Raw genomic sequence first — 21815 nt, 5'->3', positions numbered from 1 at the left:
CAGGGAAAGCGATCTTCGCATCGCGCATTTTGCGTGAGCCTCTACCGGCACAGCCATATCGGTGACGACGCCGACGGGCGCCAGGACACTCCCCGGTGTCCAGACCGGGCGACCCGCCACCTACGGTCACGCGGCTAGTGGAATCGGCCGAACGCCGAAAATTCGCGACCAGCACCGATAGGTTATTGCCATCTACCACTATTAATCAGCGATACAGTGCCCATCCGATATTGACGGGCCCGAAGGAAACGATGTCATATCTGATCGCGGCCCCGGAATTGCTGGCGGGCGCAGCTACGGACTTGGCGGATCTCGGCTCGACGCTGCAGATCGCCAACCGGGCCGCCGCCGCCACGATCACCGGCGTGCCGGCCGCCGGCGCGGACGACGTCTCAGCCGCACTGGCGGCGGTGTTTTCCGGCCACGCCCTGGATTATCAAGCCCTGAGCGCCCAGATGGCCGGGGCGCACCAACGGTTCGTGCAGGCGTTGACCGCCAGTGGGAGCTCCTATGCGGCCGCCGAGGCCGCCAACACCAACCAGCTACAGGGCATCGAAGAACAACTGCTCGGCGTGCTCAACTCCCCCACCCAAGCCCTGTTGGGCCGCCCCCTGATCGGTGACGGCGCCGCCGGTGCCCCTGGACAGGACGGCGGCGACGGTGGACTGCTGTTGGGCAACGGCGGCGCCGCCGGAACCGGCACCGCGGCGAACCCCGACGGTGGCAACGGCGGGGCGGCCGGACTCATCGGCAACGGCGGCGCCGGCGGAACCGGCTACAGCCCGACCACCGGTTCCGGCGCGGTCGGAGGCGATGGCGGGGCCGGCGGAACCGGAGGCTGGCTATACGGCTCCGGCGGCTCCGGTGGAATCGGCGGCGTCGGTGGCAGCGGCACCATCGGCGCTCCCAGCGGTCACGGGGGTAGCGGTGGTCTCGGCGGTGGCACTGGGCTATTTGGCCAAGGCGGCGCCGGCGGCAACGGCGGGCAGGGCGGAGGGGAAAACTTCGCCTCGACCGCTGGGGCAGGAGGGCCCGCCGGCGCCGGCGGGCACGGTGGCTGGCTCTACGGAAACGGTGGAGCCGGCGGTATCGGCGGGGCCGGCGGGGTCGTTGGTAGCTCCGAGGGCGGCGTGGACGGCGGAGTCGGCGGTAGCGGCGGCAGCGGCGGCGCTACCGGGCTGCTCGGCAACGTCGGGGCCGGAGGAGCCGGCGGACAGGGCGGCGACGGTGACCGCGGGTTTGACGGCTCCCTCAGTGCTGGTGGCGCCGGGGGCACCGGCGCCGTCGGCGGGTCCGGAGGGTGGCTCGTGGGCGACGGCGGGACCGGCGGCGACGGCGGGCAAGGTGGCGGCGGCCACCTCGGCGGCGCGTTCGGGAGCGGGGGCGGCGACGGCGGCGCGGGCGCTGTCGGCGGGACCGGCGGGTGGCTGTTGGGTGACGGCGGGGCGGGCGGCGACGGCGGCAACGGCGGTGACGGCGGCGCAGCAGACGGATTCGCCGGTGTCGGCGGACGAGGCGGCCAGGGCGCCGTTGGCGGGGCCAGCGGGTGGCTGTTGGGCAACGGCGGCGCAGGCGGCGACGGCGGTGCAGGCGGTGAAGGTGGCGACAGCTCCGGTGGGGCCGCCAGCGCTGGCGGGGACGGCGGGGCAGGCGGGGCCGGCGGCGCCGGCGCGAACGGCGGCCTGCTGATCGGCCACGGCGGCGCTGGCGGCGGCGGGACCGGCGGGAATGGTCACGGTCGCCCCATAGGCAGCGGTGGGGCCGGCGGCGATGGCGGCAGCGGCGGGACCGGCGGGTGGCTATACGGCAACGGCGGGCACGGCGGCACCGGTGGTAGTGGCAGGCACTCCGGCGCCAGCGGCGGTGGCGGCGACGGTGGTGATGCCCAGGTGATTGGCGACGGCGGGACCGGCGGGTCCGGTGGCACCGGCGGCGCCGGCGGCTCCGGCGGGCTGCTGTTCGGTGCGCCCGGCGCGCACGGGTAGCGCTCGGTAACCAATCGCGCGCGGGCTCGCCCGCCCGGATCAGAGCAGCTGCTCGACCCTGATCGGCAAGTCGGTGACCCGTTTTCCGGTGGCATTGAATACCGCATTGGCGATCGCCGCGGGCACCGCGATGATCACCAACTCGCCGAGTCCCTTCACCCCGATCGGGTCGGCGATGCTGTCCTGTGCGGGCAGAAAACTTGCGTCCAGCGCCGCAACGTCGGCGTTGACCGGGACCAGGTAATCCGAGATGTTCGCGTTGACGACGCGACCGTCTCGGTAATCCAACTCGGTCCCTTCCAACAGAGCCATGCCTATTCCGCCGATCATGCCTCCGATTGCCTGGCTGTGCGCGAGTTTGGGATTGATCACCCGGCCCGCGTCGTAGCAGGCGTAGATGCGGCGGATCCGCACCGTGGGCAGCAACGCATCGATGGCGACTTCGGCGAATACGGCTCCGTAGGCGTAGGTGGAGTATCGCTTGTCGGCATCATCGGGTGTCCACGTCTGTTCGGATTCCAGGGCTGGCCAGCCACGCCTGCGCAGCAGATCCTGATACGACTCGCCCCGCGCCGGCCCGTCCGTGGCGACCGTGGAAAACATGTGGTCGTTGGTTACCAGCACGTCTTCCGGGCGCAGGCCTGCCAGCGGCGATTGCGGGTCAGTCACGGCCGCACGAATGAACTTGTCGCGCAGCATATTTGCGCCAGTGAACACAGCCGAGCCCACGCTTGCCGTAGTCCGCGAGGCCGAGTGCGCCGGCGCCGGCGGGAAGCGGCTGTCGCCAAGCGAGAATCGCACCCGCTGCAACGGCAGGCCCAGCGCATCCGCGGCAATCTGGGTCATCGAGGTGTAGGTCCCCGGTCCCATGTCGCTGGCGGCGCTGCACACCTCGGCAGTGCCGTCCGCCGAGATCCTTGCGATTGCCGCGCACTTACTGCGATAGGTGAAATACGCCGCGGTCGCCATCCCGATACCGACAAAGGAATCGCCGTCGCGGTTGGCTCCGGGGGTGCTGTTTCGGCGGTGCCAGCCGAAGTCGGTGGAGCCCTGCTTGATGCAATCGACCAGCCGCCTGGTGGAAAAGGGCAAGCCGTTGATCTGGTCGATTCGAGGTTCGTTGCGCAAGCGCAACTCGATGGGGTCGATGCCCAGGCGGTGCGCGAGATCGTCCATGGTGGACTCGAGCGCATACGTTCCGGTGACCGCACCGGGTCCCCGCATGAACCACGGCAGGTTGATATCGAGTGGCACCACGCGGTATGTCGAACTCATGTTGGGGACCTGGTACATCAGCTGCGGGCTGCGTACGATTCCGTCTTCATAGATGCCGTACTGCGCGGTTTCCGTGCGCCCTTCGTGGATCATCGCCATCAGGCGCCCGGAGTGGTCTGCGCCGATCGCCATGCGTTGGCGGCTGGTGGGCCGGAAACCGACCGAGCTGTACATCTGTTTTCGCGTCAGCACCAGCTTGACCGGCAGCTGCATTCGGCGCGCGGCGAACGCGGTCAGCAGTTGATGCGGCCACATGCGGCCGGCGCTACCGAACGCGCCACCAACAAATGGCGAGATCAGCCGCACCCGCTCTTCGGAGATCCCGAATGCCAGGGCATAGGACCGCCGCGCTCCGTTGATGTGTTGGACCTTGTCCCAGAGTGTGAGCCGGTCGCCATCCCATTTGGCGACGGTGGCGGGCAATTCCACCGCGTTGTGGTTGTTGCGGGCGATGCTGAAATTGAGGTCGCTGATCACCGCAGCGCGGACCATCACCTGATCGGGGGTGCCGCGAACGTAGTCGGCGATGAGTCGGCCTGGATAGCTGACTGCCTGCGGCGCATCGATGTCGGTTAGCTGCGGCCACGTTGAGTAGCTGACGTCGACCAGCGATACCGCGTGCGCCGCAGCCTCATGGGTGGTGGCGACCACCACGGCGATCGGCTGTCCAAAGAAGAAGACCTGGCCGGTGTTGAAGGGCAGACGCACCCCGGTGAAATCGGTGAGCACCGCAAGCACGCAAGGCTGGCGCAGGGCAGCTCCGGTGGCGATGTGGTCGACGGCACCGCGCGCCACCGTGCTGCAGACCAACGCCGCATACACCAACCCGGGAATCGGGTGGTCGGCCGCGTAGCGGGCTTTTCCGGTCACCTTCAGCGGGCCGTCCACCCGGTTGATCGGCTGGCCACTGATGCCTCCGGCGGCGGAGAAGGCGTGGGTCATGGCATTGCCGCCACGACCGCCAGCTGCTTTTCGACGACACGCTTGAGCAGCTCTACCTTGAAGCGGTTCTCGCTCAAGGGTTTTGCCCCAATGGCCGAGAGCGCGGCGGCGCGGCGGAACAGATCCGCATCCGGTGGGCGGCCCCGAAGCGCGGCTTCGACCGCCGGCAGGCGCCACGGCACGGTGCCCACCCCGCCGGCGGCTACCCTCGCGGTGCGTATGGTGCCGGCGGCGATGTCGAGTGCCACGGCTGCAGACACCAGTGCGAACTGGTACGACTCACGGTCGCGTACCTTGAGATATCCGGACCGGTGCAGCTGGGGCCCGACCGGAATCTCGATGGCGACCAGCAGCTCACCCGGGTGCAGGTTGTGTTCCCGGTACGGAGAGTCACCCGGTTGGCGATATAACTCCGCGAGCCCAAACCTCCGATGTCCAGCGATCTGGCGAGTCAGCACAACGGCGTCTAGTGCCACCAATGCCACCGCGAGTTCGGAGGGATGGGTTGCGCAACAGTGTTGGCTGGTGCCGAAGATTGCGTGCGTTCGGTTGCGGCCCTCGATGGCCGCACAGCCGGCATCGGGACCACATCGGTTACATGCGGCCGAGACGTCGCGGAAATACAGGCACCTCGGGCGCTGCAACAGATTGCCGCCGATCGATGCCATATTGCGCAACTGCGCCGAAGCGCTGAGCTCCATGGCTTGGCTGACCATCGGAACTTGTTGCCGGACAACGGGATGAGCCGCCAGATCCGACATTCGCACCAGGGATCCAACACGGATCACTCCGGGCGCCACGTCGATCGACTGGTAGGGCAGCGCATTGATATCCACCAACGAATCGGGACGTTCGACCGTCTCACGCATCAGGTCGACCAGAGTGGTACCGCCGGCTATGTAGCGGCCACCGGCCGCGGCTGCCCGCAACGCGGACTGCTCGTCGGAGGCCTTGCTGTAGCGAAACGGAAACACGGATTAGTCGTCTCGAGCCACCGATGCGACGGCTTTGACGATGTTCGGGTAGGCACCGCACCGACAGAGATTGCCACTCATCCACTCGCGTATTTCCGCGGGTGAACCCACGTGACCTTCGGCGATACACGCGACGCCGGACATGATCTGCCCGGGGGTGCAGTACCCGCACTGCAACGCGTCCTCATCGATGAAGGCTTGCTGCAGCGGATGCAGCCGGCCGTCCGGGCCGGCCGAACCGGTTAGCCCCTCGATCGTGGTGATCTATGCGCCGTCGTGCATGACCGCCAGAGCCAGGCAGGAGTTGATGCGGCGACCGTCAACCAGCACCGTGCACGACCCGCATGCGCCCTGATCGCAGCCCTTCTTCGTTCCCAGCAGCCCCGCTCGCTCCCGCAGCATGTCCAGCAAGCTGGTGCGGTTATCGACGGCGATCTCCCGATGCTCACCATTGATCTGAAGGCGCACCACAGCGGTGTGGCCATCGCCCTGGTGGACGCGTTCGGATCCGGGGATGGCAGTGACAGCCGCGACGGCGCCCCCCACCGCAACGGAGGTACCCACGAACGTCCGGCGGTTGACTCGTAACCCGAGTCCGTCATCCACGGATTTACTCTAGAACGGGTAGATCGGTGCGCATCGCCAGATCGAAATCTCGGCTATCCGCCGCACTGTTTACCGGCCAGCGTTAGCTGTCCCCCAGGTAGCTCGGACGGTTGCCAACCGTTGCCGGATAGGGTTGAGATCGGCCGCAGCAAGTCATCGGCCGGTACCGCGATTCCGGGAGGTTTCTGATGGCTTCCTCTGACCTGGGCAGCTCGAGCGGCGGCAGTCATTTTGACCTGGAGTCGCTGGCCGAGAATGCCAGCGCCACCCGAGCGCTAGCGGATATGCCGATCCCCACCGAAGGCTCGGCCGCTGACCCGCAGCCGCCGGTCGATCTGACCGCCGCCGCATTCTTCGACGTGGACAACACCCTGGTGCAGGGCTCGTCTGCGGTGCACTTCGGCCGGGGCCTGGCCGCCCGACACTACTTCACCTACCGCGACGTGCTGGGCTTCGCCTATGCCCAGGCCAAGTTCCAGCTGATCGGCACCGAAAACAGCGAAGACGTCGCCGCCGGCCGCCGCAAAGCACTCGCCTTCATCGAAGGCCGCTCGGTCGAGGAACTGCTGAACCTCGGCGAGGAGATCTATGACGAGATCATCGCGGACAAGATCTGGCCTGGCACCCGTGAGCTTGCCCAGATGCATCTTGATGCCGGCCAGCAGGTGTGGCTGATCACGGCCACGCCCTACGAGCTCGCCGCGACCATCGCCCGCCGGCTGGGGCTGACCGGCGCACTGGGAACCGTTGCGGAGTCCGTCGACGGGGTGTTCACCGGACGGCTGGTCGGTGAGATCCTGCACGGCACCGGCAAGGCTCATGCGGTGCGCTCGCTGGCGATCCGGGAGGGTCTGAACCTCAAACGCTGCACCGCATATTCGGATAGCTACAACGACGTGCCAATGCTGTCGCTGGTGGGCACCGCAGTCGCCATCAACCCCGAAGCCCGGTTACGTAGCTTGGCCCGCGAACGAGGATGGGAAATCCGGGACTTCCGCACCGCTCGTAAAGCCGCCCGGATTGGGGTGCCTTCGGCCCTTGCGCTGGGCGCGGCGGGCGGCGCGTTGGCAGCTCTGGCGTCTCGACGGCAATCACGCTGATAGGCTGCGCCGCTGAGCATATATTCGAGCAGAGAGCAAAGGGCATGACAGTCCCCCCAGAAGCCGCAGGACTCATCGGCAAGCACTACCAGGCACCGGACTACTTCGTGGTCGGCCGCGAGAAGATCCGGGAATTCGCAACCGCGATCCAAGACGAGCACCCATCGCACTCCGATGAGGCAGCCGCAGCCGAGTTGGGTTACCCCGAGCTGGTCGCCCCGTTGACCTTCCTGGCAATTGCAGGGCGTCGGGTGCAGCTGGAGATCTTCAATAAATTCGATATTCCGATCAACATCGCCCGGGTCTTCCATCGGGACCAGAAGTTCCGCTTCTACCGGCCCATCGTGACCGGCGACAAGCTGTACTTCCACACCTATCTCGACTCTGTCCTGGAGTCTCACGGGACGGTGATAGCCGAAATCCGCAGCGAGGTCACCGACGACGAGGGCAAGCCGGTGGTGACGAGTGTGGTCACGATGTTGGGCGAAGCGGCCCATCACGAGGCCGAAGCGGATGCCGCTGTGGCGGCGATTGCATCCATCTAGGAGGGCCAGTAGGGTCCGGTTGATGGGGAAAAGGGGCGACCAACCTTCTCTTCCGGACCAGCTCTCGCCACCCGTCGAGGCGGTCCAATCGCACTACGACCGCTCAAACGAGTTCTTCAAGCTTTTCCTCGATTCATCGATGACCTACAGCTGTGCCTACTTCGAGCGTCCCGACATGACGCTGGAACAGGCTCAGTACGCCAAGCGCAAACTTTCACTGGACAAGCTCAACCTCGAGCCCGGCATGACGCTGCTCGACATCGGCTGCGGCTGGGGCTCGACCATGCGCCACGCGATCGAGGAGTACGACGTCAACGTCATCGGCTTGACGCTCAGTGAGAATCAACTTGCCAACGACGAGCGCAAGTTCGCTGACATGGACAGCCCTCGGCGCAAAGAGGTGCGGCTGCAGGGCTGGGAACAATTCGACGAACCGGTCGACCGCATCGTGTCGCTGGGTGCCTTCGAACACTTTGCCGACGGCGCCGGTGACGCTAGCTGGGAGCGGTATGACCGCTTCTTCAAGATGTGCTACAACGTGCTGCCCGATGACGGCAGGATGCTGCTGCACACGATCATCGTGCCCGACGCCAAAGAAGCCAAGGAACTTGGTTTGACGGCGCCGATGAGCCTGATGCGCTTCATCAAGTTCATCCTGACCGAGATCTTCCCCGGCGGGCGGCTACCCCAGATTCCGCAGATCGATGAGTATTCGTCGAGGGCGGGTTCCAAGGTTGAGCGGTATCACCGGATTGGGTCGAATTACGTTCCGACACTGAACTCTTGGGCCCAGGCGCTGCAGGCCAACCAGGAAAAGGCCATTGAACTGCAGGGCCAAGAGATCTACGACATCTATATGCGCTACCTGACGGGCTGCTCGGACCTGTTCCGCGACCACTACACCGACGTTTGCCAGTTCACGATGGTCAAGTAGCTGGCCCGCCCACCAAGGTAGCGGTGCAGCGTCGGTGACGTTGCCGCGCGAGGTCAGCCGAAGAAGACGTTGCGCCGCCCGGCCAGCAACCGGTACAACGTTTGCTGGATCGTCTCACGGACCTGGGCGGTCAACTCGAAGGTGACCATCGGATCCTCGGCGTCACCGGACCCGTAGTCGGCGGTGTAGATCGGTTCGCCGAATGCGATGCGCCACTTCGACGGCAGCGGCACCAGCCCGGCCGGACCCGCCAACGGGAACAACGGGGTGACCGGGAAGTACGGCAAGCCGAACAGCCGCGCCAGCAACTTGACGTCGGTGAGCATCGGGTAGATCTCTTCGGAGCCGATGATCGAACACGGAACAATCGGCGCCTTGGTTCGCAACGCTGCCGATACGAAGCCGCCGCGGCCGAACCTCTGCAACCGGTAGCGATCAGAGAAATGCTTGCCCAGTCCCTTGTAACCCTCGGGAAAAACGGCAGTCAGTTCGCCGGAGGCCAGCAGGCGGTGCGCGTCGGTCGTGCAGGCCATCGTGTGCCCCGCTTTACGGGCGGCTTCACCGACCACTGGCAGATCGAACACCATGTCGGCGGCCAGCAACCGCAGATCCCGCTGCGCCGGATGCTCATCGTGCACCGCCACCGACAGCATCAACCCGTCGAACGGCAGCACCCCTGCGTGGTTGGCCACCAACAGTGCGGCGCCTTCGCTGGGGATGTTCTCCACACCGCTGACTTCAACCCGGAACCAAGACTTGAAAAAGAACCTCAGCAAAGGCCGAACGATCGCGTCGTTGAAGTGTGGGTCAAAACCGAATTCATCAACGCTGTAGTCACCGATCAGGCGCTGACGGAGAAAACCCGCGACCGCGGCGACGCGCTGCGCAAGCTCGTTCAGCGGCGGTTCGGCAGTCGAACTCCCACCCGCGACACGCCGGTGTTCGTCGATTTCGCGGACGACAGCGGCGATCTGCTCGGCCGATGCGCGGCCGCCCGGATCGGACAGCAATGAGGGATGTTGACGAGACGCGTCTGCCCGTTGATCGGCGCGACGACGCGCCGCCACACGACCCCGATTGGCTTTCAGGGGAATGACATTCGCTCTGGTATTACCCGCCACGATATCTACCTGACCCCACCCCATGGAATTGGATTTCGGCTACCCCAGCGCTGCGCTACCGCTATGGCGCGACCCTCCCAGAAGCGTACCCGATGCGGGTCGATTATGGGAGTCAAGCCGCGGCCGCGAACGTAGTCGTCAAAGGCCTCCGCCGTCGACCACTTGGGCTGGTAGCCGAGTTCGGAACGCATCCTGGTGGTGTCCATCACGCGGCCATAACTCAAGTACGCGAACTGCTCGCGGTTGATTTCGGTGTAACGATTAGCTCGTCGCAGCGAATCGAGAGCCCACACCCCAAAGCCCGGAACCGGCAGCGGGATTCGGCCGGCCCGACGGATAGCCTGGGACAGCATGATGATGCCGTCGGCACCGATGTTGTAGGTCCCGCCCTTGCCCGCCAGAGCCGCGCGTTCCAACGCGCCCAAGGCGTCCTGCTCATGCAGCAGCTGCAACCTCGCGTCGCGGCCAAACATGGTGGGCACCCCTGGCCCGGCCAGATACCGCGACAGCGTGGTGTCCATCGCCGGGCCGATCATGTTGGCCAACCGCAGGATCGTCACTCCGATGTCGGGGCGACGCCGGCCCAGGCCGCGCGCATAACCCTCGATGTCGAGGCTGTCCTTGGCAAAGCCCTCGCGAAATGGACGACGGCTACTGCTGTCCTCGGTGAATACCACCGGATCGTGCGGGCTGGACCCGTACACCTCGGAAGTCGACTTGAGCACAACCCGACGCACCGACGGTGCCTTCTGACACGCCGCGAACAGCTGCATGGCGCCCATCACGTTGAGTTCCTTCAACGCCGCGCTACCACCGGAGCGCGGAGCGTAGGACGCCGCCGCAGCGTGCACCACCGTGTCGACATCGCCGTTGCGAATCACCTTCGCGATGAAGGGATTACGGATGTCGGCACGCACAAACTCCGCTCGGCCCATGCGCCGCAGCATGTTCTTGCTCGGCGCGATCGCATCCACCGCGATGACCGAACTGATCAACGGGTTTTGCGCGAGTCGCGCGGTCAAGTAGCCGCCGAGAAATCGGCAGGCACCGGTAACCAGCACCACCTTGGGATGGTGGACGCTGTCACCGCCGCCACCGATTCCTCCGGCGCCGCCCCCTTGACCGTTCGACGAATTCACCCCGACAGCCTAGCCGCGGTTGGAGGCATGGGCGTTACAGCCTGGTGACAGCAGCCGCCAACCCGAACCAGTCGGGGCCTACTTGCCAAGTTTTCTGCGCTGCACCCGGGTGCGGCGCAGCAGCTTGCGGTGCTTCTTCTTGGACATGCGCTTGCGCCGCTTCTTGATTACTGAACCCATGAACTCCGCTATCTGACCTGTGACCGGCTTGCTTCAACAAATGACCCGGTCACTTTACCCAGCCCGCCGTACCCAACACCAAACCGGCGCCACCTGACCAACCGAAGCCAAGCCTGGTGGCGTGCGGCCGGTATTCGGCTAACCGGCGAAATACGAGGTCTGCAGCATGTCGTGGACGGCCTTGGCGTGCACCCGAAATGACCGCCCGACCCGAACCGCTGGCAACTCTCCGTTGTGCACAAGCCGGTAGACGGTCATTTTGGACACCCGCATGAGCGAAGCCACCTCGGCCACCGTGAGGAACTGGCTGCCGGCCTGCTGGCCTTCGCCTGAACTATCACGTACCGATTTACCAGCAGAATCGCGCGCCGATGGCCCGTTCGTAGACGTCATCGCTAACCCAATCGTGTCAGGCACACGCAATCCCAGCGGCTTCCCCTCCGCTGGCACCCACGCGTGCATACAAAGAGGAGAATAGCGGGACTAGTGGGGTTACTGGTACTGGTGGGGGACAATCAGTTCAAATTTTTTGAATTATTCCGATGTAATTCTTAGCTGCTCAGAGCGGCTTTTGGCGGCCTGCACGGCGGCATCGACGGCCCCCCGGAACCCTTCGCGCTCGAGTTCGCGCAGCGCAGCGGCGGTCGTCCCGCCGGGTGAGGTGACCGACGCCCGCAGCTGCGCCGGCGAGGTGTCCACCCGCAAACCCAACGGCTCGGCAGCGCCGCGTCGGTCTTGATCCATCCGCTCCAGCAGCATCGCCGCCGAACCGGCCATCGTCTGGGCCGTCAGGTCGGTTGCCACCTGCCGACTCAAGCCCGCCGCCACACCCGCGTCCACCAAGGCCTCGACCATCAGCAGGAAATATGCCGGCCCGGACCCCGACAACGCGGTCACAGCATCAAGTTGCTGCTCGGGAACGGTGAGCACGACGCCGACCGAATCGAACAGGGCTGAGACTTCCTCGAGCTGTTCGGGCGTGACGAAGCGGCCTTTGGCCAGCGCGGTAACCCCCGCACTCACCAGTGCGGCCGCGTTTGGCATCGCTCGAACCACCGGGGTGCCCGCGGGCAACTTGGATTCGAAATATGAGGTGGTGACCCCTGCCGCGACGGTGACGAACACCTGCTCGCCGCTGTAGCTTTCGGCCGCGGCCACCACCGCGCTCAGGTCGCCCATCACCGAGTCGACGTCGCCGGGCTTGACCGCGACGACGACCAGCGACGCGCTCTCCGCCGCATCCTTGGCCGAGGTCACCAATACCGAATAGGTACTGGCCAGGTATTTGGCGCGCTCTGGTACCCGCTCAGCCACCACCAGATCTTTGACTTGCCGCCCGGCCCGCAACAGTCCGGACAACAATGCTTCACCGATGCTGCCGCCGCCGATGATCGCGATTCTTGGCATGCCCGACAGCATCGCAGACGGTCCGCAGTGGCGCCGCTACCGGGCAAGCACCATCGCCAGCTGGCGCGTCTGCACCACGATGCGGCCCGCCTGATCGACGACGACGTGGTCCTCGTCGAACCAGCCCTGCCCGATCTCAACGCAGGTGGCGACGATCCGCAGCCACCCATCGGTGGGCAGGGCGCGCAGGATGGCGGTCAGCTGGACGGTGGGCGCCCAACCGGTGCGTCCGACGGCAAAGGTGACCGGGACCGACAGATCGCCGCACATGAGGGCGAACAGTGCGTCCGGGGCGACGCCACGTGGCCGGGCCCACATCTGAAAGGTCGGCGCCCGTCCGCCCCACCCGCTCGCCGGGGTCTGCAGCGTCGATGCCAGGGGCCGCACATCGCAGCCGGCACCCAGGTGGGCCAGACCGGCCAGCGCATGACCGGGGCCGATCGGTGTGGCATCGTCTGGCGGTTCGGGGGCCATCATTTCCAGCACCGGGTTGGCCGATAGCAGCGGTGTGGCCGGGCCGGACTCGTAATGCTCGGGTTCACCCAGCGTGACGACGGCGTGCACCGCGGTGCGCTCGCCCTGCATGAACTCCACGTCGACCACGCTGATCCGGCGGCCACGCTTGCGGATCGATGTCACCAGTCGCATCGGCCCCGGATCGGGGGCCCACAGGAAGTTGGTCGACACCGCGACCGGTTGCAGTGCGTCACCGCCATGGGCGGCGCGCGCCGCCTTGGCGCACAAGGCCAGCATCACGCCGCCATGCACCTTGGGGCCGATGGTCCAGTGCTCGTCGAGCTCACCGTCGAATATCCGGCATTGGCCGCCCGCGGGTGCTTCGACCTCGCGCAGCGCCATCGCCGTCGTGAATAACGCGTTCATATCACCGCATCAGGTGGGTACGGGCAAACTGCAAGGACTCCGACAGCATCGCTTCGCGCTCCGCCGCCGAACGGGCTGAGGAGGTGGATACCTCCAAGACCACCTGCCCGGCGAAGCCCCCACCGGCCAGCATCTGGCATACCTCGGCGGTGGGCTCCGTTCCGCGGCCAGGAACCAGGTGCTCGTCGGCGGGCAGCCCGCTGCCGTCGCACAGGTGCAGATGCATCAGACCCGGGCCCATCCGCCGGGCCATGCTCAGCGCGTCGGTTCCGGCTGTCGAGGTGTGCGAGAGGTCCAGCGTGTAATGCGCGTGATCGCCGTCCAGCGGGTCATAGGACGGCGCGAACGCCGAAATCGCCGCACCCGGGCCACCACCGCGCTTGCGCATCCGTTCTCGTGACTGGCCGGCCCCGAAGAACCGGTCCGCCCGGAACGGAAACATGTTCTCGACGGCCACCACCACGTCGCTGGACGCTTCCAAGGCCGCAACCTGGTCGCTGAATCCCTCGGCGTAGCGCCGTTGCCAGCGGAAGGGCGGATGCACGACGACGGTCTGCGCGCCCAGCTCTTCGGCAGCCCGAACGCTGCGGTCCAGCTTCACGATCGGGTTGGCCCCCCACACCCGCTGCGAAATCAGCAGACACGGGGCATGCACGGACAGCACCGGAACGCGGTAGCGCCGGGACAGCTTTCGGACGGCATCGATGTCCTGGCTGATCGACTCGCTCCAGACCATCAGCTCCACGCCGTCGTAACCGAGCCTGGCGGCATACTCGAACGCGGCCTCGGCCCGCAAGGGGTACACCGAGGCCGTCGACAGACCGACTTTGATTGCTGGGCGCACTGTGAGTGGGGGCCGCCTAGCCCGATTGCAACAAGGCCAACGGACCCAGGGTGATCAACGCACCCACGGCAACCGCTATCAATGTGCTTCCGATGTCCTCCGTCTTGCGAACCACCCGAACCCCGACCACCAGGCCGAGGATGACCAGTACCGAGAGCACCAGCGCGACGATGCTGTTCCAGCGCCACAGCTGGTCAAACGCGATGAACAGACCCGCACCGAACACCACGGCCAAGATCGACTGCAGCACTACCAGCGTGCCGCGCCACAGAGCCGCGAGCTTGCCCGACAACGGGCGCGCGCCCTGTTCCTCGTCGGCTTCGGCCTCTTCCTCTTCCTCGTCGAACGTCGACGGGAACGACTCCCCGCGCCGCCGCGCCACCTCATCGGCCAGGGACTGCCCGCCATAGAGAGCCTGATCGGAGATCCCCTCCGACGCCTGCAGAAAAGAACGCACGTAGGCGGAATCCTCGACCTCGGCTTCCGCTTCGGAGTCGGAGACATCCACCGATGTATCGCCGTAATGGCCCACCGGGTCGGGGCTCATGTCCTCAGCCCCGGGCCCTTGCCCCGCGGCATCGCCATCCCCGGTGTGGCGCAGGGGTCTGGGGTACTCACTGCGCTCAGGACCCGCCGTGGTCCGGGTGATCGGCTCCGATTTCGGCCAGCGCGGCTCGGGCTCCGACCAATACGCCCCCCTGCCGGCCTGGCCGGCCGCCGATTCCTCGGCGGCTTCGGCCGGTGCTACGACCGATTCGGGCTGCACGCGCGATGCGGGTGCAGGCTCGTCGACCTCGACTCGGCCGTTGCCGGGCGTGGCTTGGCTTGTCGGTGCGACAGTCTCGGTGGTTTCGGCGGGCGCACTGGGCGCGCTTCGCTCATCGTGATGATCGTCCCGGATGATCGGAATTTCACCAGTGAGCTCGGCGACCGTGATCGAGTCGGTGTCACCGCGGCGGCGGCGGCGCCGGGTGACCGCCGGGGCACCGACGTTGCCATTGCGGGCCAGCAGTTCGGCCACCGAGATCTGCTTGGTGTCCTCCGTCTCGGAGTGTGGTCCAGTCATGGTTTGTTGCCTCTCGATCGGCCTGCAGCGTTCCGATCTACTACCTGACCTCTAGCATCGCGCACCGAAGTCAACACCGGCGAAGTTTCCATGAAGGCGGTTCCATCGGCCTCACTGTCGAGTCGGCGCAAAATAACACCTTCTCGTAGCGCCCACGGGCAGATATCCAACGCTTCTATCGAGAGCGCTCGCATGCTTGCCTCCGCCACCAGAGCCCCCGCCACGATTTGCGGCGCCCGCTCGGCGCTGACTCCTTCCAGTTCTGCACGGTCAGCGGTGGTCATCCTAGAGATGAAAGATATGAGTTGTCTGAGGCCATTGGCCGTCAGGGTCCTCTTCACCCGTGGTCCGGCGGCCGACGGCGCTGCGCCGGTGAGTCGCGCCAGCGAGCGAAATGTCTTGGACGTAGCCACCGCGAGGTCCGGGATGCCCGCGTCCAGCATCGTCACGCCGGCATCCGATAACTCAGCATCCAGCCAATCCCGAAGCATCGCCACCCGGCGCCGGCCGGGCGGATCGTCGGGCAGCCATTCCCGCGTCAACCGTCCCGCGCCTAGCGGGAGCGACAGCGCCACCTCGGGCTCTTCGTCCACGCCGCTGGACAACTCCAGCGAGCCGCCGCCGATGTCGAGGTTGATGATGCGCCCCGCGCTCCAGCCGAACCAGCGGCGCACCGCCAGGAAGGTTAGTCGCGACTCGTCGACACCGCTGAGAACCTGCAATTCGACATCGGTTTCGTTGCGCACCCGCGACAACACGTCATCGGAGTTCTCCGCCTCTCGGACCGCAGATGTCGCGAAGGCCATCAGCTCCGCGCAGCCCGAGCTGGCGGCGATCTTGGCGAACTCGTCGATCGTGGACACCAGCTTGTCGGCGCCGCGCTTGGTGATGTTGCCCGAGCTATCGGTGGCCTCGGCCAGCCGCAAAGTCGCCTTCGTCGAACTCATCGGGGTCGGATGGCCACCACGGTGAGCATCAACCACCAGTAGGTGGACCGTGTTGCTGCCCACGTCGAGCACGCCCAATCGCACGAAATCAACCTAGTCGTGCGGCAATGCGGCCCGCCGTGCGACCCGCTGAGTTGCCCGGCAATACCGGCCGGCAAGCTCGCCGACGCGCGCGCAACCGCAGCAGCGCCGCGAAGCATAACTGTGGACTAACGTTGTAACCGTGGCAAACTCGTGCCTGAAGACGGTGCAGCCGGGACAAGAGGTCAAACTCGATTTCCCCCGCGAGTGGGTGGAATTCTACGACCCCGACAATCCCGAGCATCTGATCGCGGCCGACCTAACCTGGTTGCTGTCGCACTGGAGCTGTGTCTTCGGCACCCCGGCCTGCCAGGGCACCGTGGCCGGCCGGCCGCACGACGGATGTTGTTCACACGGCGCATTCCTGTCCGACGATGACGACCGCGCCCGGTTGGATGACGCGGTCAAGAAGCTGACCGACGACGATTGGCAATATCGGGACAAAGGCCTGGGCCGCAAGGGCTACCTGGAGCTCGATGAGCACGATGACCAGCCTCAGTACCGCACCCGCAAGCACAAGGACGCCTGCATCTTCTTGAACCGTCCCGGATTTGCCGGCGGCACCGGCTGTGCGCTGCACAGCAAAGCCCTCAAACTCGGTGTTGCTCCGCTGACCATGAAACCCGATGTCTGCTGGCAATTGCCGATCCGGCGCAGCCAGGAATGGGTGACCCGGCCAGACGGCTCCGAAATCCTCAAAACCACACTCACCGAATACGACCGACGCGGCTGGGGCTCCGGCGGCGCCGACCTGCACTGGTATTGCACCGGCGATCCGGCCGCCCATGTCGGAAGCAAGCAGGTGTGGGAGAGCCTGGCCGATGAGCTCACCGAATTGCTCGGCGCCAAGGCGTACGCCGAACTGGCCGCCGTGTGCAAACGCCGAAGCCAACTGGGTCTGGTCGCCGTACATCCGGCGACGCGGGCGGCCGAGTAACGGCGCGCGACGCTACCGCCCGGGCTCCTCGCCGGCATAGGCGCCGCGGTAGCACATGATCATGCGCAATGCGCTCGCGTTCAGGTATCCCTCAACCGCCGCGGCGGCCGTCTCAGGGTCACCCGCCAGCACAGCGTCATTGATGGCCGCCAGATCGGCGATCACCAGGTCCGCATCCTCATAGGCGCCGTTCAGCTCGTGCTCGCGGCCACCGAAGGCCTGCTCGACCCAGCGATACAGCAAACCCAAAGCGCGGTTGCGGATGCCGTGGATGAGTACCCGAAAATAGGCGAGATCGGCGGCCTGGCGCGCCGGCGCAGTGTCGGCGTCGGCCACCGCCGCCAGCGCAGCGCGTAGCGCCTCAGCGTCCTCAGAGCTGTTCCGTTCGGCAGCCAGGCGGCCGATCAGCGGCCCCAGAGCCGCCCGAATTTCAAGCACTTCGACCAGGAAGTCGGGACCGAGCTTGCGCACCAGCGCCTCGACCACCGCGGGATGGGTAAGGCTCTGCGGGTCGCGCACTACGTTGCCACTCCCCTGCCGGGTTTGGATCAGGCCCATCTGCTGCAACCTGGCCAAACCCTGGCGCAGCGACGTCCGGTTGACGCCGAGCCGCTCGGCCAGCTCCCGCTCGGGCGGCAGCGCGGAGCCAGGCGGAAAAACGCCGTCGAGGATCGCGTCGGCGATCGAGGTGGCGATCTGCTCGTCGACCCGTTGACGATCCGGCGGCTGCAAAATACTTGACTGATTCATTGGCTCAACCAATATAGTGGATGGACCGACGGCACAACCACAACCAAGAGCGTGTCGCGCCGCATGGCAACACCGGAGGTGAAGCGGGTAGACGAGGAAATGCGATCGGCGGTAGCCCCGCGCTGGCAGGGCAAACCAGGGCGCCTGGAAGTCTGGTATGCGACCCTGTCGGATCCCTCAACCCAGGCCGGACTATGGGTCCACTACGAAACCGTGGCACCCACCACCGGTGACGCGCCCTACGCGCACGGATGGGCAACGTGGTTCCCGCCGGACGGCCCGCCCCGCACCGGACGTTTCGGCCCCGCGCCGGTCGGGCCGGCGACGGGAGCCGCCTGGTTCGAGGCGGCAGGCGCGCGGGCGGCTCACGAATCGCTCACCGGCCGAGCGGGTTCACTGAGTTGGGACTTGTCATGGAAGGACGCCGCCGCGCCGCTGTGGACGTTCCCGCGGGTCGCATGGGAGCGCGAGTTGTTGCCAGGCGCCCAGGTGGTGCTCGCCCCCACCGCTGAATTCAGCGGCTCGCTGACGGTGGGCGATACCAGCCACCCGATCGGCGGCTGGCGCGGCGGGGTCGCCCACATCTACGGGCACGGCAACGCCAAACGCTGGGGATGGATCCACGCCGACCTCGGTCACGGTGACGTGCTGGAGGTCGTCACCGCGGTGTCGCACAAACCCGGACTGCGCCGGCTCGCACCGTTGGCGTTCGTCCGCTTCCGCATCGATGGAAAAGATTGGCCCGCAAGCCCGTTGCCGTCCCTGCGGATGCGCACCACCCTCGGCATTGCACATTGGCAGCTGGAGGGCCGCATCGATGGCCGTGACGTGCTGATCCGGGTCGACTAACCGGCCGAGAGGTGCGTGAGCCTGCAATACACCGATCCCGATGGGGGAAAAGCGGTGTGCACCAACACCGAACGGGCCGACGTCCACGTCGAAATCAGCCGCACCCGGGGCGGCAACCGGGTCATCGAACGCAGCTGTTCGGTGTTGGGAACCGGGCACGCCGAAGTCGGCCTGCGCGATACCCGCGATGCCAAGGCGCCGGCCGTCAATGAACGTCGATGAACGCCGATGAACATGAATGAAAGGACGTACCGATGAGTTTTCTGCTGGACCCACCGCTGTTGTTCGCCTGCGGAGTGCTCATCGAGCGCCACCTCGACGAAGACCGCCGCGACCTCGCCGAAGCCGCCGCCCTCGGGGTCTTCTTCGCGGGTTCGTTCGGTCTGTACAACAACGTGCCCGGGCTGGGCTTGCTGTGACGGCCGTTCCGCGCCCGCAACGGCCGCGACTTCATGTGGAACAGCGGGGTGTTCAACGTGGATACCGACCAGGCACAGTGGCCGCTACACGCGGCGGCCGGAGGCATCTTCGCGACGTATCCGTTCTTCATCAAGCTCGGCCGACGGCTCGGTAGCCGGCTGGCAACCCGGATATGAGCCGCACCCAGGCCGCACTGGCCTCGTTCGGCGCCGCGTTGTTGCCCGAGGAACGCGGTGGCCCGACGTCGGCCGAATTCGCCGAGCGCGTCGACCGGTACCTGTCGCAGCTGCCGACCACCTCACGGCTGGCCGTGCGCGCCGGGCTGGTGTCGCTGGCGGCCGCGAGCTACCTGACCACCGGCCGATCCCTGGCCCGGCTTGAACCCGCCCAACGCGAACAGGTGTTGCGCCGAGTCGCGGCGATCAATCCCGACACCAGCGCCGCGCTGGAAGGGCTCAAAGCGGTCGCGCTGCTGGCCAACGGTGCCGACACCTACGCACCGGACTTGCTTGCCCGCGCCCAGGCACACGACGCCGCGCGTTCCGATGCGGCGCTGGACATCACCGCTTCCCCGGATAGCCCTTCGGTGGTCACCGCCGACGTGGTGATCGTCGGGTCCGGCGCCGGTGGCGCCATGACGGCCCGCACCCTGGCCCGTGCCGGCTTGCGCACCGTCGTGCTGGAGGAGGGCCGCCGCTGGACGGTGCGGGAGTTCCGCACCACCCACCCGATAGACCGCTACGCCGGCCTGTATCGCGGCGGCGGGACCACCATCGCGCTGGGACGTCCGGCCGTAATACTGCCGATGGGCCGAGCGGTCGGTGGCACCACCGTAGTCAACTCGGGCACCTGTTTCCGGCCGCCGTTGGCCGTGCAACAACGCTGGCGCGATGAGTTCGGGCTCGATCTGGCCGATCCGAACCGACTGGCCGGCCGCCTCGACGACGTGGAACACACCTTGCAGGTCGCACCCGCGCCGCGCGACATCATGGGCCGCAACGGAAACCTGCTACTGGATGCCGCCGCATCGCTGGGCTGGCAGGCCGCACCTATCCCCCGCAATGCTCCGGGATGCGCCGGCTGTTGCCAATGCGCGATCGGTTGCCCCAGCAACGCCAAGTTCGGCGTGCATCTCAACGCACTTCCCCAGGCCTGCGCGGCCGGCGCCCGGATCATCTCCGACGCGCGGGTACAGCGGGTGCTGCATCAGGGGGAACGGGCCCGCGGCGTGCGCGCCCGCCGCCCGGACGGCACCGCGATCGACGTGCTCGCCGACATCGTCATCATCGCCGCCGGGGCCACCGAAACACCGACGCTGTTGCGACGCAGCGGCCTTGGCAGCCACCCTCGACTCGGCCGCAACCTCGCGCTGCATCCGGCCACCATGCTGGCCGGCCGCTTCGACGACGATGTCTACGCTTGGCGCGGCGTCCTGCAGAGCGCGGCGGTCCACGAGTTCCACGAGTCAGACGGCGTCCTGATCGAAGCGACCGCCACACCACCGGGGATGGGTTCGATGGTTTTCCCGGCTACGGCACCGAGCTGCTCGACTGGCTGGATCGGGCGCTTCAGGTCGCGACTTTCGGTGCGATGGTCGCCGATCGTGGTGCCGGTTCGGTGCGGTCGGTACGCGGCGAAACCGTTGTGCACTATCAAGCGGCCCCGGACGACATCGCCAAACTACGGGTGGCGGTACAAGCCATCGGCCGGCTGCTCTTTGCCGCGGGTGCGGTCGAGGTGCTCACCGGACTGCCCGGTGCCCCCACGGTGACATCACCGGCAGCACTTCAGGATGCGCTGCAGCGCAGCGACCCGAGAAATCTGCACCTGGCCGCCTTCCACCCGACCGGAACCGCCGCCGCCGGCGCCGACGCGCAAATCTGCCCCGTCGACGCAACCGGCCGGCTGCGCGGGGTCCACGGAGTATGGGTCGCCGACGCGTCGATCCTGCCCAGCTGCCCGGAGGTGAACCCGCAGATATCGATCATGGCGCTGGCGCTGGCGGTCGCCGACGAGGTGGTCGCCGACCGCTCGGGCTCGATCTATATCAGCCCTCCAGCTTGTAGCCCAGGCCCCGCACCGTGACCAGATGCACCGGATTGGCCGGGTCCGCTTCGATCTTGGAGCGCAAGCGCTTGACGTGGACATCGAGCGTCTTGGTGTCGCCAACGTAGTCCGCGCCCCAGACCCGGTCGATCAGCTGGCCGCGGGTCAGCACCCGCCCACTATTGCGCATCAGGTATTCCAGGAGATCAAATTCCTTGAGCGGCAATGTGATCGCGTCACCGTTCACCGACACCACATGGCGCTCGACGTCCATGCGCACCGGTCCGGACTCCAGCACGCCATCGCTGACTTCGGAATCGTCGTCGCCGCCCCGGCGCAGCACCGCCCGGATTCGGGCGATCAGTTCGCGCGCCGAATACGGCTTGGTCACATAGTCGTCGGCGCCCAACTCGAGACCAACCACCTTGTCGATCTCGCTGTCGCGGGCGGTCACCATGATGACCGGCACGCTGGAGCCGGCACGCAGCTGCTTGCACACGTCGGTGCCCGACATGCCCGGCAGCATCAAGTCGAGCAGCACGATGTCAGCACCCGAGCGATCGAACTCCGCCAGCGCGGCCGGGCCATCGGTGACCACGGTGGCTTCAAAGCCCTCCTTGCGCAGCAGAAACGCAAGCGGATCGGCCAATGACTCCTCGTCCTCAACGATCAGCACGCTAGTCATCGGCGCCACTCCTCTTCATCGCTTCGCTCTGCATCGTCGTAAGCGCGGGTCATCGGCGCCACTCCTCTTCATCGCTTCGCTCTGCATGGTCATTAGCGCG

At 66.5% G+C, this 21815-nt stretch carries 18 protein-coding genes and 4 pseudogenes; 8 read left to right on the top strand and 14 right to left on the bottom strand.

Translation table 11 applies throughout. The features are described 5' to 3' along the window. Positions 1–251 precede the first annotated feature (251 nt). On the top strand, positions 252–1985 hold the full coding sequence (locus G6N41_RS11625) for a PE family protein (RefSeq protein WP_198967431.1): 1734 nt from the start codon (positions 252–254) through the stop codon (positions 1983–1985). Between the two features lie 39 nt (positions 1986–2024). Here G6N41_RS11625 and G6N41_RS11620 read toward each other — a convergent pair whose 3' ends face one another. The 3 genes and pseudogenes from G6N41_RS11620 to G6N41_RS11610 all read right to left on the bottom strand — a co-directional run bounded on the left by G6N41_RS11620 (position 2025) and on the right by G6N41_RS11610 (position 5692). Then, a complete protein-coding gene (locus tag G6N41_RS11620) occupies positions 2025–4202 on the bottom strand; it encodes a xanthine dehydrogenase family protein molybdopterin-binding subunit (RefSeq protein WP_198967430.1) in 2178 nt (725 codons plus the stop codon). Further along, positions 4199–5176 carry an FAD binding domain-containing protein gene (locus G6N41_RS11615; RefSeq protein ID WP_198967429.1) on the bottom strand — a complete coding sequence of 326 codons (978 nt, stop codon included), beginning with the start codon at positions 5174–5176 and terminating at the stop codon, positions 4199–4201. The genes G6N41_RS11620 and G6N41_RS11615 overlap by 4 nt, the downstream gene beginning before the upstream one ends. A gap of 3 nt (positions 5177–5179) precedes the next feature. Beyond that, positions 5180–5692: pseudogene (locus G6N41_RS11610) on the bottom strand ((2Fe-2S)-binding protein). 278 nt (positions 5693–5970) lie between these two features. On the opposite strand from G6N41_RS11610, the gene G6N41_RS11605 reads away from it, so the two are divergent. Genes G6N41_RS11605 through G6N41_RS11595 form a run of 3 tightly spaced genes read left to right on the top strand, consistent with a single transcriptional unit; the run spans position 5971 to position 8361 of the window. After that, positions 5971–6882, top strand: a complete 912-nt coding sequence (locus tag G6N41_RS11605) for an HAD family hydrolase (RefSeq protein WP_198967428.1) — start codon at positions 5971–5973, stop codon at positions 6880–6882. A gap of 44 nt (positions 6883–6926) precedes the next feature. Then, positions 6927–7427 (top strand): FAS1-like dehydratase domain-containing protein, encoded by a 501-nt coding sequence (locus G6N41_RS11600; RefSeq protein ID WP_020731777.1) that lies wholly within the window; start codon positions 6927–6929, stop codon positions 7425–7427. A gap of 22 nt (positions 7428–7449) precedes the next feature. Beyond that, positions 7450–8361: a cyclopropane mycolic acid synthase family methyltransferase gene (locus G6N41_RS11595; protein ID WP_198967427.1), complete on the top strand. Its 912-nt coding sequence runs from the start codon at positions 7450–7452 to the stop codon at positions 8359–8361. A gap of 53 nt (positions 8362–8414) precedes the next feature. On the opposite strand, the gene G6N41_RS11590 is transcribed toward G6N41_RS11595, so the two are convergent. The 9 genes from G6N41_RS11590 to G6N41_RS11550 all read right to left on the bottom strand — a co-directional run bounded on the left by G6N41_RS11590 (position 8415) and on the right by G6N41_RS11550 (position 16031). After that, positions 8415–9506, bottom strand: coding sequence for a lysophospholipid acyltransferase family protein (locus G6N41_RS11590; RefSeq protein WP_198967426.1), 1092 nt, complete (start codon positions 9504–9506; stop codon positions 8415–8417). Beyond that, positions 9488–10621 (bottom strand): SDR family oxidoreductase, encoded by a 1134-nt coding sequence (locus G6N41_RS11585; RefSeq protein ID WP_198967425.1) that lies wholly within the window; start codon positions 10619–10621, stop codon positions 9488–9490. Before G6N41_RS11585 ends, G6N41_RS11590 begins: the two co-directional genes overlap by 19 nt. Positions 10622–10699: 78 nt before the next feature. After that, positions 10700–10801, bottom strand: coding sequence for a 30S ribosomal protein bS22 (locus tag G6N41_RS11580; protein ID WP_003402602.1), 102 nt, complete (start codon positions 10799–10801; stop codon positions 10700–10702). 138 nt (positions 10802–10939) lie between these two features. Continuing rightward, positions 10940–11194 carry a helix-turn-helix domain-containing protein gene (locus tag G6N41_RS11575; protein WP_036457029.1) on the bottom strand — a complete coding sequence of 85 codons (255 nt, stop codon included), beginning with the start codon at positions 11192–11194 and terminating at the stop codon, positions 10940–10942. 141 nt (positions 11195–11335) lie between these two features. Then, a complete protein-coding gene (gene proC / locus G6N41_RS11570) occupies positions 11336–12208 on the bottom strand; it encodes a pyrroline-5-carboxylate reductase (RefSeq protein ID WP_172607095.1) in 873 nt (290 codons plus the stop codon). Positions 12209–12244: 36 nt separating this feature from the next. Beyond that, a complete protein-coding gene (locus G6N41_RS11565) occupies positions 12245–13090 on the bottom strand; it encodes a thioesterase family protein (RefSeq protein WP_198967424.1) in 846 nt (281 codons plus the stop codon). A gap of 1 nt (position 13091) precedes the next feature. After that, positions 13092–13934, bottom strand: coding sequence for a sugar phosphate isomerase/epimerase family protein (locus G6N41_RS11560; protein WP_020731772.1), 843 nt, complete (start codon positions 13932–13934; stop codon positions 13092–13094). Positions 13935–13950: 16 nt separating this feature from the next. Then, the gene (locus tag G6N41_RS11555; protein WP_198967423.1) at positions 13951–15000 is read right to left on the bottom strand and encodes a hypothetical protein; all 1050 of its coding nucleotides are present in this window, start codon (positions 14998–15000) and stop codon (positions 13951–13953) included. Further along, complete coding sequence (locus G6N41_RS11550) at positions 14997–16031, bottom strand: Ppx/GppA phosphatase family protein (protein WP_020731770.1); 1035 nt, start codon at positions 16029–16031, stop codon at positions 14997–14999. Before G6N41_RS11550 ends, G6N41_RS11555 begins: the two co-directional genes overlap by 4 nt. 139 nt (positions 16032–16170) lie before the next feature. Here G6N41_RS11550 and G6N41_RS11545 point away from each other — a divergent pair, with 139 nt between their 5' ends. Next, positions 16171–16965 (top strand): hypothetical protein, encoded by a 795-nt coding sequence (locus G6N41_RS11545; protein ID WP_036457027.1) that lies wholly within the window; start codon positions 16171–16173, stop codon positions 16963–16965. A gap of 12 nt (positions 16966–16977) precedes the next feature. On the opposite strand, the gene G6N41_RS11540 is transcribed toward G6N41_RS11545, so the two are convergent. Next, entirely contained in the window at positions 16978–17715 is a 738-nt protein-coding gene (locus G6N41_RS11540; protein WP_198967422.1) for a FadR/GntR family transcriptional regulator, read from the bottom strand. Positions 17716–17778: 63 nt separating this feature from the next. Here G6N41_RS11540 and G6N41_RS11535 point away from each other — a divergent pair. The 3 pseudogenes from G6N41_RS11535 to G6N41_RS11525 all read left to right on the top strand — a co-directional run bounded on the left by G6N41_RS11535 (position 17779) and on the right by G6N41_RS11525 (position 21069). After that, a pseudogene (locus G6N41_RS11535) lies at positions 17779–18786 on the top strand (hypothetical protein). A gap of 32 nt (positions 18787–18818) precedes the next feature. Then, positions 18819–19160 (top strand): annotated as a pseudogene (locus tag G6N41_RS11530) (hypothetical protein). Next, positions 19157–21069, top strand: a pseudogene (locus G6N41_RS11525) (GMC family oxidoreductase N-terminal domain-containing protein). The pseudogenes G6N41_RS11530 and G6N41_RS11525 overlap by 4 nt, the downstream one beginning before the upstream one ends. Here the strand turns inward: G6N41_RS11525 and regX are convergent. After that, complete coding sequence (gene regX / locus G6N41_RS11520; RefSeq protein WP_198967421.1) at positions 21032–21715, bottom strand: two-component sensory transduction protein RegX; 684 nt, start codon at positions 21713–21715, stop codon at positions 21032–21034. The pseudogene G6N41_RS11525 and the gene regX sit on opposite strands and share 38 nt — an antisense overlap. Between the last annotated feature and the right edge of the window lie 100 nt (positions 21716–21815).

The sequence above is a fragment of the Mycobacterium shottsii genome (assembly GCF_010728525.1).
Classification (GTDB): Bacteria; Actinomycetota; Actinomycetes; order Mycobacteriales; family Mycobacteriaceae; genus Mycobacterium; species Mycobacterium marinum.
This window is presented reverse-complemented; position numbering and strand designations above follow the sequence as displayed.

What these genes read in the sequence shown, in the direction of transcription:
- G6N41_RS11625 (WP_198967431.1), top strand. Translation starts at nt 252, where the DNA reads ATGTCATATCTGATCGCGGCCCCGGAATTGCTGGCGGGCGCAGCTACG.
- G6N41_RS11620 (WP_198967430.1), bottom strand. Translation starts at nt 4,202, where the DNA reads ATGACCCACGCCTTCTCCGCCGCCGGAGGCATCAGTGGCCAGCCGATC.
- G6N41_RS11605 (WP_198967428.1), top strand. Translation starts at nt 5,971, where the DNA reads ATGGCTTCCTCTGACCTGGGCAGCTCGAGCGGCGGCAGTCATTTTGAC.
- G6N41_RS11600 (WP_020731777.1), top strand. Translation starts at nt 6,927, where the DNA reads ATGACAGTCCCCCCAGAAGCCGCAGGACTCATCGGCAAGCACTACCAG.
- G6N41_RS11595 (WP_198967427.1), top strand. Translation starts at nt 7,450, where the DNA reads ATGGGGAAAAGGGGCGACCAACCTTCTCTTCCGGACCAGCTCTCGCCA.
- G6N41_RS11590 (WP_198967426.1), bottom strand. Translation starts at nt 9,506, where the DNA reads ATGGGGTGGGGTCAGGTAGATATCGTGGCGGGTAATACCAGAGCGAAT.
- G6N41_RS11580 (WP_003402602.1), bottom strand. Translation starts at nt 10,801, where the DNA reads ATGGGTTCAGTAATCAAGAAGCGGCGCAAGCGCATGTCCAAGAAGAAG.
- G6N41_RS11575 (WP_036457029.1), bottom strand. Translation starts at nt 11,194, where the DNA reads ATGACGTCTACGAACGGGCCATCGGCGCGCGATTCTGCTGGTAAATCG.
- proC (WP_172607095.1), bottom strand. Translation starts at nt 12,208, where the DNA reads ATGCCAAGAATCGCGATCATCGGCGGCGGCAGCATCGGTGAAGCATTG.
- G6N41_RS11565 (WP_198967424.1), bottom strand. Translation starts at nt 13,090, where the DNA reads ATGAACGCGTTATTCACGACGGCGATGGCGCTGCGCGAGGTCGAAGCA.
- G6N41_RS11555 (WP_198967423.1), bottom strand. Translation starts at nt 15,000, where the DNA reads ATGACTGGACCACACTCCGAGACGGAGGACACCAAGCAGATCTCGGTG.
- G6N41_RS11540 (WP_198967422.1), bottom strand. Translation starts at nt 17,715, where the DNA reads ATGAATCAGTCAAGTATTTTGCAGCCGCCGGATCGTCAACGGGTCGAC.
- regX (WP_198967421.1), bottom strand. Translation starts at nt 21,715, where the DNA reads ATGACTAGCGTGCTGATCGTTGAGGACGAGGAGTCATTGGCCGATCCG.